The organism is Parabacteroides goldsteinii DSM 19448 = WAL 12034, assembly GCF_000969835.1.
In the GTDB taxonomy this organism is placed as follows: domain Bacteria; phylum Bacteroidota; class Bacteroidia; order Bacteroidales; family Tannerellaceae; genus Parabacteroides; species Parabacteroides goldsteinii.
Window position 1 is genome coordinate 266331 of the sequence record NZ_KQ033914.1, and the last position, 13420, is coordinate 279750.

Sequence of the window (13420 nt, forward strand, 5' to 3'; positions counted from 1 at the left end):
GTGTGGTATATCCCCGTGAAATATGAATGAAAATGTACTTGAAAAACTGAAAGTATTAGCAGAATCAGCTAAATATGATGTATCCTGCGCGTCAAGCGGCACATCCCGTTCCGGAAAGAAAGGAATGATAGGCAGTGCGGCTGGCTGGGGTATTTGCCATAGTTTTGCGGAGGACGGACGGTGTATTTCTTTGTTGAAGATTATGCTGACCAACAATTGCATGTATGATTGTGCCTACTGCATTAATCGCCGGAGCAATGATTTGCCGCGGGCTACGCTTTCGGTTACGGAGCTGGTCAATCTGACGATCGAGTTTTACCGGCGTAATTATATAGAAGGGCTTTTCCTCAGTTCAGGCGTGGTACGCAGTCCGGATTATACGATGGAACGGTTGGTGCGCGTGATAAAAGATCTGCGTCTGGTTCATCGTTTCAACGGGTATATCCATATGAAAAGCATTCCCGGTGCCAGCCAGGAATTGGTGAACGAAGCCGGTTTGTATGCCGACCGCCTGAGTGTGAATATCGAGATTCCCAACGAAAAAAGTTTGCAGGTGCTTGCACCGGAAAAAGACTTTAAAAGCGTCTTTGCCCCGATGCGTTATATCCAGCAGGGGGTATTACAGAGTGCAGAGGAACGGAAGCGTTTCCGTCATGCTCCGAGGTTTGCTCCCGCCGGACAAAGTACGCAGATGATTGTCGGGGCGACTGCCGATACGGACAAGGATATTCTCCGCCTGTCATCGGCCCTGTATCAGCGTCCGACGATGAAACGTGTTTATTATTCCGGTTTCATTCCTGTGAACGATTATGATAACCGGCTGCCGGCATTGAAACAGCCGCCTCTGGTGCGGGAGAACCGTTTGTATCAGGCCGATTGGTTGTTGCGCTTTTATGAATTTAAAGTGGATGAGATCGTGAACGATGCTTATCCGGAACTCGATCTGGAGGTCGATCCGAAATTATCGTGGGCGTTGCGAAATCCGCATATGTTTCCGGTCGATATCAACAAAGCTGATTACGAGTTGCTTCTGCGCGTTCCCGGTATCGGGGTGAAATCGGCGAAAATGATCATCGTTTCCCGCCGTTACTCCCGTCTCGGGTCGGAGCAATTGAAGAAGATTGGGGTCGTGATGAAGAAAGCGCAATATTTCATTACCTGTCATGAACTGGCGATGCGGACGGTTAACGAACTGACGCCGGAGAATGTGCGCCACATCCTGATTCAAAAGAAGGGAAAACAATTTGACGACCGGCAACTAACATTTCAATTCCGGGACTAAACAAGATGATTGCTTTTATATATGACAAAACTTTCGAGGGATTACTGACTGCCGTCTTCGACGCTTACGTCCGGAAGTCGTTTCCTGATGTGTTGCTGGCCGAAGGGGAACCGTTGCCTTTGTTCTGTGAGGAGACGGTGACAATCTGTTCCGACAAGCAAAAAGCCGACCGTGTCTGGAAAGGCCTTGAAAAGAAAATATCCAAACTCTCCCTTTCCGGACTGACAGTCTCCTGGTTGTCGGAGCTGCCGGAGATCGACATGCTTTTATTCCGCTATATCCGTAAGGCGATCGACTATTCCAAGTCTATCGAGGTGAATTTCGGCGATCCTGATGTATTGCAGATGTCCAAAATATGGAAGAAGGTGAGTAATGAGCGTCTTCGTATCATGCAGTTTCTTCGTTTCCAGAAGGCGGTGGATGGTACCTATTTCTCGGCTGTCGAACCTATATATAATGTATTACCGCTTGTACTTCCTTATCTGAACGACCGTTTCGGTGACCAGAAATGGCTGATCTACGACATGCGCCGTGAATACGGATATTATTATGATCTGAAGGAAACGATCGAAGTTCGCTTTGAACAGAAGGAGGCACATCTGCTTTCCGGTTTTCTGAGTGAGGAGCTGATGGATGAAAACGAAAAACTTTTCCAACAGATGTGGAAAGAATATTTTAAAACGATCGCGATAAAAGAAAGAATCAATCCGAAACTGCACCGGCAACATTTGCCGGTTCGTTTCTGGAAATATATGACGGAAAAGCAGTAGGAAAGTCCGAAAATGGCTTCGGCTTGTTTTCTCACTCGTGAGAAAATGCCGGGCAGAGGAGTTGGGTTATTTTTGCCAGATCTCCCAGGCCGCAAAAGCCTGAAGCAGCAACATTTCGAGTCCGTTCTTAACGACAGCCCCTTTTTCTTTTCCTTTTTTCATGAAGAGCGTTTCATCCGGGTTATACAACAAATCATATAACAGATGATTTGGGGTGAGCAAATCGTATGGAATATCCGGACAACTGTTGACATTGGGGAACATTCCCAATGGGGTCGTATTGACGATGACGGTGTATTGCTCCATTGTTTTCGGAGTGATTTCGTCATAGGTAATACAAAATTCCTTCGGTTTGCGTGAAACCAGGGTTGCTCCGACACCCAGTTGCTTTAGTCCCTGGAATACGGCTTTGGAGGCACCGCCTGTCCCCAGGATCAATGCCTTCCGATGTGTTTCATTTAATAAAGGATCGATAGACTGTTTGAAGCCAATGATATCAGAGTTGTATCCTTTCAGTTTTTTACCGAAAAGGCCTTTTGTGAATTTGATAACGTTCACGGCTCCGATCAGGCGGGCGTCTTCATCCAGTTCGTCCAGATAAGGAATGACCTGTTCTTTGTAAGGAATCGTTACATTCAGACCATTCAATTCGGGATTCTCTTTCAGTACATTTTTAATTTCCTTGATATTCGGAATCTCGAAATTCACATATTGGGCATCTATTTTTTCCGCTTCAAACTTCTGGTTGAAATAAGTTTTGGAAAACGAATGTCCGAGTGGGTATCCCAATAAACCATATTTCTGCATAACCTTTTCTAGTATTTGTTTATTTCGTAGGGGTGGTTCGCGAACCATCCTTACAACCTGTGTATAATGAACAAATTCCAAAGGTGAAGGTGCGTGCTTTCGCCTGGGCAAATCCCTGGCGGGCAAGCAATTCTTCCATGACCTTACCTTGAGGAACGACTTTGATGGATTCCGGAAGATAGCTGTAAGCGGCTTTCTCTTTTGAAAATAACCGGCCAATAAATGGAATGATCGTTTTTGAATAAATAGGGTAGAGCTGTTTCATCGGGAAATGTTCCGGTGTGGAAAGTTCCAGAATCATGAGATGGCCGCCGGGTTTGAGTACCCGGAACATCTCGGCAATACCTTGTTCGATATTTTCAAAGTTACGTACTCCGAATGCGGCGGTAACGGCATCGAATGAATTATCCGGATAAGTGAGTGCCGTACAGTCCTGTTGTTCGAACGATATATACTCCGATAAACCGGCTTTCGCTACCTTTTCGCGTCCGACCTGCATCATGCCTTCTGAAATATCGGCCCCGATGATCCGGTTGGCTTTTAGTTTCCGGTGCATGGAAATGGCTAGGTCGCCCGTTCCGGTGGCAATATCCAGTATGGATTGCGGAGAAAAAGGCCGCAGGAAAGCAATGCCTTTCCTGCGCCATATTTTATCGATACCGAACGAGAGCGTATGGTTCAGTAGATCGTAAGTGCCTGCAATAGAGTCGAACATGCGTTTGACTTGCGTGCCCTTCTGTTCCTCCTGGTTGTAAGGTAAAATCTGTTCCGAACCGTACTTCATATATGCTTATTTATTGTTCAGATAATCGGTTACATTTTTTTCGATGCGGGCCAACAGATTGTCTGTGTCGCCTTTTTCAAATTTCTCGCCGGTGATATGTTCGAAGAGTTCGATATAACGTTCGCTGATACCTTTAACGATAGCCGGAGTCATTTCCGGAACCTGCTGTCCGGCTTTGCCCTGGAAACCGTTGTCCATCAACCATTCGCGAACGAATTCTTTAGACAGCTGTTTCTGCGGTTCACCTTTGGCGAAACGGTCTTCATACCCTTCCGAGTAGAAATAGCGTGAAGAGTCGGGCGTATGGATTTCGTCGATCAGGTAGATCTTTCCATCGCGGTGACCGAATTCATATTTTGTATCTACCAGGATCAGGCCGCGTTGTGCAGCGATTTCCGTACCACGTTTGAACAACTCCATGGTATATTTTTCAAGAACGGCGTAGTCTGCTTCAGAAACAAGTCCCTGTTTCAGGATTTCTTCTTTGGAGATGTCTTCGTCGTGAGCTCCGATAGCAGCTTTAGTTGTCGGAGTGATGATCGGTTCGGGGAAACGCTGGTTTTCGCGCATTCCTTCCGGTAGTTTCACACCACAGATTTCACGTACACCGCTTTTGTAAGCACGCCATGCACTACCGCAAAGGTAACCGCGTACGATCATTTCGACAGGGAAACCTTCGCACTGTACACCAACGGTAACCATTGGGTCCGGTGAAGCTAATTTCCAGTTTGGGCAAATGTCGGTGGTCGCGTCAAGGAATTTGGCAGCAATCTGGTTCAACATCTGGCCTTTGTAAGGAATACCTTCCGGCAATACTACGTCGAAAGCTGAGATACGGTCGGTTGCGACCATCACCAATACTTCGTCATTGATATTGTACACATCGCGTACTTTACCATGATAGACACTTTTTTGTCCCGGGAAATTGTAATCTGTTCTAACTAACGCCTTCTTCATGACCAATTTATTTTTGATTATTTATCTGATAGTTTGTTGTTCTTTTCTATTTTTTTTGCAGCGGTTTCCGCTTTCTTTTTCTCATCGAATTTATCGTATGCTTCAACGATTCGCTGTACCAGCTTATGACGAACGATGTCTTTCTTGTCGAATTCCACCTTGCCTATTCCTTTGACACCTTTCAGTATCTGCATCGCCTGCACAAGGCCGGAGGTCGCGGTAGGGGGAAGGTCGATCTGTGTCACGTCGCCGGTAATGATCATTTTAGCGTTCATACCCAAACGGGTGAGGAACATTTTGATCTGGTGCGTCGTTGTATTTTGTGCTTCATCAAGGATAATAACGGCATCGTTCAGCGTACGTCCGCGCATAAAAGCCAACGGGGCGATCTGAATCACGTTATTTTCCATGTACTCTTTGAGTTTGGCACCCGGAATCATATCCTGCAATGCATCGTACAGAGGTTGCAGGTACGGATCGAGCTTATCTTTCATTTCTCCCGGAAGGAATCCCAGCTTTTCGCCGGCCTCTACAGCGGGACGGCTCAGGATAATCTTCCTTATTTCCTTATTCTTTAACGCTTTCACTGCAAGAGCTATTGCAACGAATGTCTTACCTGTTCCGGCAGGGCCGGTAGCAAAGACCAGGTCGTTCTCTTCAAAAGCTTTTACGAGTATTTGTTGATTTTCGGTGCGGGCAACGATTGCCTTCCCGTTCATTCCGTGGATAATCAGGTTTTCCTGTTTGACGACTGTCGGAGTTTTTCCTTTGATAATGTCGAGGATGACATCTTCGCTCAGGGAGTTAAATTCCTCGCAGTATTTTTCTACTTCACGGATCTTCTTAAGGAACAGTTCGGATTCGTCTTCGTCTCCGATTACTTTCATCACATTTCCGCGGGCAACGATGCGAAGCTTGGGAAACAGTGTTTTAATCAGCTGCATGTTCGCATTATTCACTCCGTAAAAAATAACCGGGTCCACACTTTCCAGAATATATATTCGTTCTATCATCCGTTCTTTTCCTTGTCTTATTTTTTATGTTTTTATTCCCATTTGATTTAGGTACGCAAAATTAGCAATATTCTTTATCTCATGAATATATTCCTGTCTTTTTTTGATATTACCGATGGAACATTTCTTTTAGCCGCCAGTTGTCCTGCCTGCAATCCCATATGGCATGTATCTCGATCAGGGTTGGACTGATGGTGTAAATCAGCTTGAAGTGTTTTTCGACAACCAGGGAGCGGAAATTCTGAGGAAATTCTTCCAATAAAGGTTCGGAAATTCCGGCATAGGGAAATGTCTTCAAAGGTTCAGCAGAATCAAGTAGCTTATTATATATGCGGATTGCAGATCTTTCACTTTTCTCGCTGTAATATTCGTAAATGTCGTCAAGTAAGGCGATGGCTCGTGGTAACCACTTTAGTTTTATTTGCATAATGGATGTCTTTTGCGTAATTCTTCTGTAGTCATTCCCAAGCCTTGTTTGGATTCTTCGATAGATTTCTTCAGCACCTCTTTCAGTTCCTCAACCGTCATTTGTGCCGGATATCTCTCCGTCTTCTTTTCTGCATGCTGGCTGATCAGCTTTTTGATCTTGTTCAGCAACTGCTCATCGTCGATTTTGGTGAGTTGTTCGATCAGTGAAAGTTTTAGTTCTAAAGTACTCATATTCTTATTAATTAATTGTGTTGACCACAAAAATAGGTAATTCTTTTTGATCTTCATACAACAAAGTATTGTAATTTTCTTATTTTTGTCCTCCGTAAAATTGAAAAGGATGAAAATAGCTATTAATGCAATTATATTGTTTTTTGTACTGGTGTCGACCAGTGTGTTCCCTTCCTGTAAAGAAAAACGTGGCGAGTTGAAAACCATCTGGTATAACGGAAGTTATAATCGCGATTTTAACGATTTGAATGACGTCCAGCTGGCTGTCGCCCAAAAGATCGGAATAGAACCCATCAGTAACCGTGAAGATGCCGAACATGCTTCCAAAAAGATGCAGGAGATCAAAACCGGCGATTATTATGAAGTGGAAGAACTGAAACACTCTATCCCTTATCTGATTCCGGAAGCGGCAACCTTACTGGAAGATATCGGCCGTAATTTTCAGGACTCCCTTTATAATCTGAATGCATCTCTCTATAAAATAAAAGTAACCAGCGTTACCCGTACGGTAGATGATGTGAAGAAACTGGGCAAACGCAATTACAATGCTTCCATGAACTCGGCTCACCGTTATGGTACAACCTTTGACGTTTCCTGGGTGCGTTATACCAAGATCAATGAGAAAGATACCCTGAATATCGACAACGACCGCTTGAAAATGGTACTTGCGTCAGTGCTTCGTGACCTGAAAAGAGCAGACCGTTGTTATATAAAGCACGAACGCAAGCAAGGATGTTTCCATATTACAGTTCGTAAATAAACTGTTATAGGGGTTTTTTACAGAATTTTCTCTTCGATGATCTTCTTCAACTCGTGTTTGGGCATAGTTCCCAGCATGAGTTCTTTGGTCCCGTCCGTTTTACAGATAAGAAGGGTAGGGATTGTGCGGATATTAAAGAGCGTTTCGAGATCTTCTTCTTTGTCTACATTCACTTTATAAATATCCAATCGTCCTTCATATGTTTGGGCGAACTCTTCCAGTATCGGGTCGAGACGTTTACAGTAACCGCACCAGGGAGCCTGGAAATCTACGATACAAGGTTTGTCACCTACATATTTCCAGTCTTTCGGGGCAGCTTCGACGTTACCTATTTTTTGAATGAATTCAGTCTTTGTTAGTTCTATCGGTTTCATATATTCATTGTTTTAATTGACAATGCAAAATTACATTCCTTCGGTGACTAACGGAATGGCAATATAACTTATATTTTTGTCAATTTTTCCCAGGGGTATATCTTTACCGTTTCTCCGGCATATTACCGGCAGCCTTGGAGAGAAAAGATAAAACAACGTCTCTATGAGGACTATTCAGTAACAGATAGATAAGCTCGGTAAACTTGACCGGGAGCATTTCCTTTTTCAGCTTTTTCTCCAGGTTATGGTATAGCTGGACGGCGTTGAAAAAGTTCCGGAAGACCTTTTGCCGGGGGATGATATATACTTTTTGTCTGGTAACAGGCGGTTGGTACAGACTCAAGGCGCTGATCACTTCCGGGAGTTTGAGAATGCACTGTGCTGTCCATTGGTCGAAGAAGAAGGTAAATCCGGAATGATTCTGATCATTGGCTGATTCGGAAAAAGCGTATGTTCCCGGTGGGATAAGGGCTAATTCCCCTTCTTCAATGATCTGCTCGGAATCGCTGTTTTTCAAACATAACGTACCGGATACTGCATACACAATAGAATAATCAGTCAGGAAATTCCGGGTGTTTTCCTGAGAAGAAGATGTTGAAATGCGCATGCTTTCTAAAAGATCCGGCAAGATAAAGTTTTCCACTACCATCATATACCTCTGAGCCTCTGACTCTTTTTTCGTGTATTACAGCTTAATCAATAATATAAAATCCTTACTAAAATAATAACAGGTCTACCATTTCATATACACCTGTTTTCTATAAATTCGAGATAAAGATAAGCCTTTTCTTTAAAAAAACGATAAGAATGAGGTAGTTAGAATCTCTTTTTTTCTGACGGGAAGCCTGCTGGCCGCCCTTAAAACAGTTGGATAAGAAGTAAACCAAGCAATACAGAAACACCGGTCGCTATCAGCCCGGGAACCATAAAAGAATGATTTAAGATATATTTACCAATATGCGTAGTTCCCGTACGGTCGAAATTGATCGCAGCCACGACTGTCGGATAATTCGGGATGAAAAAGTATCCGTTCACGGCAGGGAAGAGGGCGATCAGCATATACGGAGAGATCCCCAGCGCTAACCCTAAAGGAAGCAAAGCACGAACGGTAGCTGCCTGGCTGAATAATAAGATAGACATCAGGAACAGGGCAATCCCGAACAGCCAGGGCATAGCCGTAACGATCTGCTCGATAGAACCTTTCAGTTCCGCCATATTTCCACCGATAAATGTGTCACCCATCCAGGCAATACCGAAGATAGCGACAACGGCCTGCATGCCGGCAGAGAAAACCGATCCCTGTACCGCCTTGATCCCGTCTGTCCGGGTAGCCAGTAAAATAATGGCCGCCGCCGATAACATCAGTATTTCGATAATATAAGCCATTGACAACGATTGCCCATTGAATACCGGACGGATGCTTTCGATAGAACCGAACAGGATAATCCCGATTGTCGCCAGGATAAAGATAATGACCGACCAGCCGGCCGCTTTCTGGTTTTTGACATCTTTCAGTTCATATTTCTGGGTAGTGAATTCTCCTTCAGCAATACGTCTTTTAAATTCAGGATCATCTTCCAGTTCCTTGCCGACATGCAGGGAATAGAATGCTCCCGCCAGAACACCTGCCAATGTGCAGGGTACTGAGATCATCAGGATATCGAACAGGCTGACATTGAACCCCTGTCCGGTCAGCATACTTAACAGGGCAACGGTTGCTGCAGAGATCGGACTGGCTGTAATAGCTTGCTGTGAGGCAATTACGGCGATACCCAACGGGCGCTCCGGGCGTATCTTCGTTTCGGTCGCCACCTCGGCAATAACCGGTAAAACAGAATAAGCCACATGTCCGGTTCCTGCAATAAAGGTAAAGAGATAGGTAACCAGCGGACTTAATATTGTAATCTTGGAAGGATTTTTACGAAGCAGCTTTTCCGCCCATTTCACCATCAGGTCCAACCCTCCGGCAGCCTGCATACAACTGGCTGCTGCAATGACCGCTACGATCATTAACATCACGTCGATAGGGGGTGACGTTGGTTCGAGGCCGAAGACAAAAGTCAGTACTGCCAGTCCCAGGCCACCCAGTACGCCTAAACCAATACCACCTAAACGGGCTCCGATAATTATTGCAACTAAAACGAAGGCTAATTGAATCAACATATTCTGTAACTTGTTATTGTAGATTTAGTTTGATAAAGTCGCAAATTTAGTTATTTTTGTTGCGCTAAGAACTACAAACACATTTAAAATGCGCATGAAAAGATTCAATTTTGTTATTTTAGTCGCGTTATTCGGTTGGCTGACTAACCTTTCGGCACAACAAGTACGCAGTGAATTCCTGTTGGAGAAAAACTGGAAGTTCACCCGTGAGGATAACCCCGACTTTATCAACCCCGCTTTCGACGACAGTAAATGGCAATCGGTGACGGTTCCGCACGATTGGGCGATATACGGTCCGTTCAGTTCCCAGAACGATAAGCAGGAAGTGGCTATTTCGCAAGACGGCCAAAAGGAGGCGATGGAACATGCCGGCCGTACGGGCGGTCTGCCTTTCGTGGGTGTGGGCTGGTACCGCACCGAGTTTGAAGTACCTCAGTTCGCTGAAGGGAAAAAAGCTTCAATCCTGTTTGACGGGGCGATGAGCCACGCTAAAGTCTATATCAATGGCGAAGAGGTTGGTTACTGGCCTTATGGCTATAACTCATTCCATTTTGACATTACGAAGTACTTGAAACCGGGACAGAAGAACACGCTGGCTGTCCGTCTGGAAAACCTGCCGGAGTCCTCCCGCTGGTATCCGGGTGCCGGCTTGTACCGAAATGTACATGTGATTGTTACGGAAGATGCCCATATTCCGATATGGGGGACTTTTGTTACAACACCTATCGTTAAGAAAGAGTTTGCCAAAGTGAATGTCAACACAAAGGTTAACCTTCCTGAAGGTGCCGATCCGAAACAATATGCCGTGAAAACCAGCCTGCGTAACCCGAACGGACAAATGCTGGTTGAAACAATGCTCCCGCTGAACGATATCATATATAATAATGGTACGGTCGACCAGGAATTCATTGTTCACACCCCGACCCTCTGGTCGCCGGATATGCCTGCCCTATATGTGGCTGAAAGCCGCCTGTACAAGAACGGAACAAAGTTAAAAGATGAATATACGACACCTTTCGGTATCCGTTCCATCGAAATCATTCCGGGAAAGGGATTCTTCCTGAACGGCGAAAAGACAGTCTTTAAAGGCGTATGTAACCATCATGACCTGGGTCCGTTGGGTGCAGCCGTCAATGATGCGGCTATCCGTCGCCAGATCCGTATCCTGAAAGATATGGGTTGTAATGCGATCCGTACTTCCCATAATATGCCGGCTCCCGATTTGGTGAAGGCCTGCGACGAAATGGGTATGATGCTGATGGCTGAAAGTTTCGACGAATGGAACGTGGCCAAATGTAAGAACGGCTATAACCTTTTCTTCGACGAATGGGCGGAAAAAGACATGGTGAACCTGCTTCATAACTTCCGTAACAACCCAAGTATCGTCATGTGGTGTATCGGTAACGAGGTGCCGAATCAGTGGATCGAAGGCGACGCCAAGATTGCCCGCTTCCTTCAGGACATCTGTCACCGCGAAGACCCGACACGTCCTGTTACCCAGGGCATGGATGCCCCGGATGCTGTTGTGAATAATAACTTTGCCGCTGTCATGGAAGTAGCCGGTTTCAACTACCGTCCGTTCAAATACCAGATCAATTATAAGAAACTGCCGCAGGAAATCATCCTGGGAAGCGAGACTGCTTCTACGGTAAGTTCACGCGGTGTTTATAAGTTCCCGGTTGAACGTAAGGCGATGGCAGTCTACGACGATCATCAGAGCTCTTCTTACGATGTAGAACATTGCGGCTGGTCAAACCTGCCGGAAGATGACTTTATCCAGCATGAAGACCTGCCTTACTGTATCGGTGAGTTCGTATGGACCGGTTTCGACTATCTGGGTGAACCGACGCCGTATTATACCAACTGGCCGAGCCACAGCTCCCTGTTCGGTATCATCGACTTGGCCGGTATTCCAAAGGACCGTTACTATCTGTACCGCAGCCATTGGAACAAAGCGGAAAAGACATTGCATATCCTGCCTCACTGGACCTGGCCGGGACGCGAAGGCGAAGTCACTCCGGTATTCGTGTATACCAATTATCCTTCTGCCGAACTGTTCATCAACGGAAAGAGCCAGGGCAAACGTACGAAAGACCTGAGTATCGGTATCGACAGCAGCTATACCGAAGCTGCTCAGAAGAGTTTCGAACGTCAGAAACGTTACCGTCTGATGTGGATGGATACTAAATACGAGCCGGGAACATTGAAAGTGGTAGCCTATGATAAGGATGGCAACGCCGTAGCCGAAGAGGAAGTGCACACAGCCGGCAAGCCCCATCATATCGAACTGTCTGCCGACCGTACCAACCTGACAGCCGATGGCAAAGACCTCTCTTTCATCAACGTAAGAGTGGTCGACAAGAACGGAAATCTTTGTCCGGATGCCACCAACCAGATCAAGTTCAACGTACGTGGCAACGGAACCTACAAGGCGGCAGCCAACGGTAACCCCGCCAGCCTCGAATCCTTCCAGGCTCCGCAGATGAAACTGTTCAGCGGCCAGCTGACAGCCATCGTACAAACGGAAGAAACACCGGGAACGATTTACTTTGAAGCATCCTCCCCGGGTGTCAAGAGTGCACGGATCGAGTTGATAAGCCGGTAAGTCAGTATATATTTATTGATATAATAGGAATAAGAATCCCCTTGGCACTTCAAACATGCCAAGGGGATTCTTGTTGTAGGGAGATTCGGTTATTATCAAAATTGAGCAATCTTGTCCCCGTGCTTGACACGGGGCCGCAAGAGAACTGGCAGTATCAAAAGATATTATAGGAAACGGTCTGTGTCTTTGCGATCCCGTGTCAAGCACGGGAACGGGATAGCTCAATTATTTCTAACGCTGTTTCATCCAACAACATTCCCTATCGCATCGAATGTGACATCTGTGCTCTGTCCGTTATGATCGACGGTGAAGGTGTAGAATGTTCCGGCAATCTCGATCTTTACTGTTATTGTTTCGATTGTATCTCCGGCATAGCCTGTGGACTGGAAGGCAGCCATGATAACCTCCGGTACCTCCTGTACGGCTATCTGGTAGGTGGTACTCTGCCACCGGTAATCTTTATTCAGTTGGGCGATCTTATAAACCTTTCCGTCCAGCATATTCAGGATATATCCTTCGCTGTTGCTCTGTATATCCAACAGGTCGCAGGTAGCGAAAGTAAGGTTCATCAACGTATGTACCTCTGCCGGGATTACGATCGGGACATCTTCGTTCCCTTCGTCGTTCACCGCTTTGATCAGGTTGCCGTATTGCGAATAATACAGGTCCATGTCGCTGTTCCCCTTTTCGGCATTAATCTTATAGACGACAGCCATGCTATCCCGGTTGATCGTATAAGAATCATCCACTTTCCAGCCCGCATAAAGGCCGTTATTGAATGCGCCGGTCACCGCCTCCGGAAGTTGGTTGAAAGGTGTATCTGCCTTGTCCATCATCCACTTGCCCTGTTCGGTGAGCCATGCTTCGGTCGAAACGCCATTGTTCGTGAACTCGGCTACGTAATAATTCCCTTCAATTGTAAAGAGCGGGTTGGAGGCATCGGGATATTTCTTATTGAAAGCCTGCATTACCGGCTCAGTCGGTTCGATGGCATTTTTGTGATTGTCATCATTATTGTCGCAACCGGTGAGGACGAACCCCAGGGCGACGAAAAGCGATAAAATAATAGATCTGGTACTCATATCTTTCTTGTTTTAGCGATTAATAAGTGTTTTACCTTCTTTGTCGATAAAGAACAACGTGGAGAGCCGGAATGTTTTCTGTAAAACCGAACACACTGTCCGATATTGAACACTGTTTGTTTTATAGTAGGCTCACAATATCAGTGGTTTAGCTTTTTGGCAC

At 45.7% G+C, this 13420-nt stretch carries 14 protein-coding genes; 4 read left to right on the plus strand and 10 right to left on the minus strand.

Annotated features, from left to right (window positions below; translation table 11 throughout):
* The first annotated feature begins 22 nt into the window (after positions 1–22).
* Positions 23–1282 (plus strand): putative DNA modification/repair radical SAM protein, encoded by a 1260-nt coding sequence (locus tag HMPREF1535_RS23630; RefSeq protein ID WP_010800280.1) that lies wholly within the window; start codon positions 23–25, stop codon positions 1280–1282.
* Between the two features lie 5 nt (positions 1283–1287).
* Entirely contained in the window at positions 1288–2052 is a 765-nt protein-coding gene (locus HMPREF1535_RS23635; RefSeq protein WP_007653663.1) for a TIGR03915 family putative DNA repair protein, read from the plus strand.
* A 66-nt stretch (positions 2053–2118) separates the two neighbouring features.
* Here HMPREF1535_RS23635 and HMPREF1535_RS23640 read toward each other — a convergent pair whose 3' ends face one another.
* From HMPREF1535_RS23640 to HMPREF1535_RS23665, 6 genes are all read right to left on the minus strand, one after another.
* Positions 2119–2859 carry a shikimate dehydrogenase family protein gene (locus tag HMPREF1535_RS23640; protein ID WP_007653662.1) on the minus strand — a complete coding sequence of 247 codons (741 nt, stop codon included), beginning with the start codon at positions 2857–2859 and terminating at the stop codon, positions 2119–2121.
* 19 nt (positions 2860–2878) lie between these two features.
* Positions 2879–3643, minus strand: a complete 765-nt coding sequence (ubiE, locus tag HMPREF1535_RS23645) for a bifunctional demethylmenaquinone methyltransferase/2-methoxy-6-polyprenyl-1,4-benzoquinol methylase UbiE (protein ID WP_010800278.1) — start codon at positions 3641–3643, stop codon at positions 2879–2881.
* Between the two features lie 6 nt (positions 3644–3649).
* Entirely contained in the window at positions 3650–4600 is a 951-nt protein-coding gene (locus tag HMPREF1535_RS23650) for a phosphoribosylaminoimidazolesuccinocarboxamide synthase (RefSeq protein ID WP_046147803.1), read from the minus strand.
* 17 nt (positions 4601–4617) lie between these two features.
* Positions 4618–5613 carry a PhoH family protein gene (locus HMPREF1535_RS23655; protein ID WP_007653659.1) on the minus strand — a complete coding sequence of 332 codons (996 nt, stop codon included), beginning with the start codon at positions 5611–5613 and terminating at the stop codon, positions 4618–4620.
* Positions 5614–5722: 109 nt separating this feature from the next.
* The gene (locus tag HMPREF1535_RS23660; RefSeq protein ID WP_046147804.1) at positions 5723–6040 is read right to left on the minus strand and encodes a type II toxin-antitoxin system RelE/ParE family toxin; all 318 of its coding nucleotides are present in this window, start codon (positions 6038–6040) and stop codon (positions 5723–5725) included.
* Entirely contained in the window at positions 6031–6273 is a 243-nt protein-coding gene (locus HMPREF1535_RS23665; protein ID WP_046147884.1) for a hypothetical protein, read from the minus strand. The genes HMPREF1535_RS23660 and HMPREF1535_RS23665 overlap by 10 nt, the downstream gene beginning before the upstream one ends.
* A 109-nt stretch (positions 6274–6382) precedes the next feature.
* On the opposite strand from HMPREF1535_RS23665, the gene HMPREF1535_RS23670 reads away from it, so the two are divergent.
* The gene (locus tag HMPREF1535_RS23670; RefSeq protein WP_046147805.1) at positions 6383–7033 is read left to right on the plus strand and encodes a DUF5715 family protein; all 651 of its coding nucleotides are present in this window, start codon (positions 6383–6385) and stop codon (positions 7031–7033) included.
* A 17-nt stretch (positions 7034–7050) separates the two neighbouring features.
* Here the strand turns inward: HMPREF1535_RS23670 and HMPREF1535_RS23675 are convergent, their stop codons facing one another.
* The 3 genes from HMPREF1535_RS23675 to HMPREF1535_RS23685 all read right to left on the minus strand — a co-directional run bounded on the left by HMPREF1535_RS23675 (position 7051) and on the right by HMPREF1535_RS23685 (position 9570).
* Entirely contained in the window at positions 7051–7407 is a 357-nt protein-coding gene (locus HMPREF1535_RS23675; RefSeq protein WP_010800274.1) for a thioredoxin family protein, read from the minus strand.
* A gap of 103 nt (positions 7408–7510) precedes the next feature.
* Positions 7511–8059, minus strand: coding sequence for a hypothetical protein (locus HMPREF1535_RS23680; protein WP_046147806.1), 549 nt, complete (start codon positions 8057–8059; stop codon positions 7511–7513).
* A gap of 206 nt (positions 8060–8265) precedes the next feature.
* Complete coding sequence (locus HMPREF1535_RS23685) at positions 8266–9570, minus strand: anaerobic C4-dicarboxylate transporter family protein (RefSeq protein WP_046147807.1); 1305 nt, start codon at positions 9568–9570, stop codon at positions 8266–8268.
* 94 nt (positions 9571–9664) lie between these two features.
* Between HMPREF1535_RS23685 and galB the strand changes: the two genes are divergently transcribed.
* Positions 9665–12175, plus strand: a complete 2511-nt coding sequence (galB, locus tag HMPREF1535_RS23690; protein ID WP_046147885.1) for a beta-galactosidase GalB — start codon at positions 9665–9667, stop codon at positions 12173–12175.
* Between the two features lie 242 nt (positions 12176–12417).
* Here galB and HMPREF1535_RS23695 read toward each other — a convergent pair whose 3' ends face one another.
* Positions 12418–13257 carry a PepSY-like domain-containing protein gene (locus HMPREF1535_RS23695; protein ID WP_046147808.1) on the minus strand — a complete coding sequence of 280 codons (840 nt, stop codon included), beginning with the start codon at positions 13255–13257 and terminating at the stop codon, positions 12418–12420.
* Positions 13258–13420 lie beyond the last annotated feature (163 nt).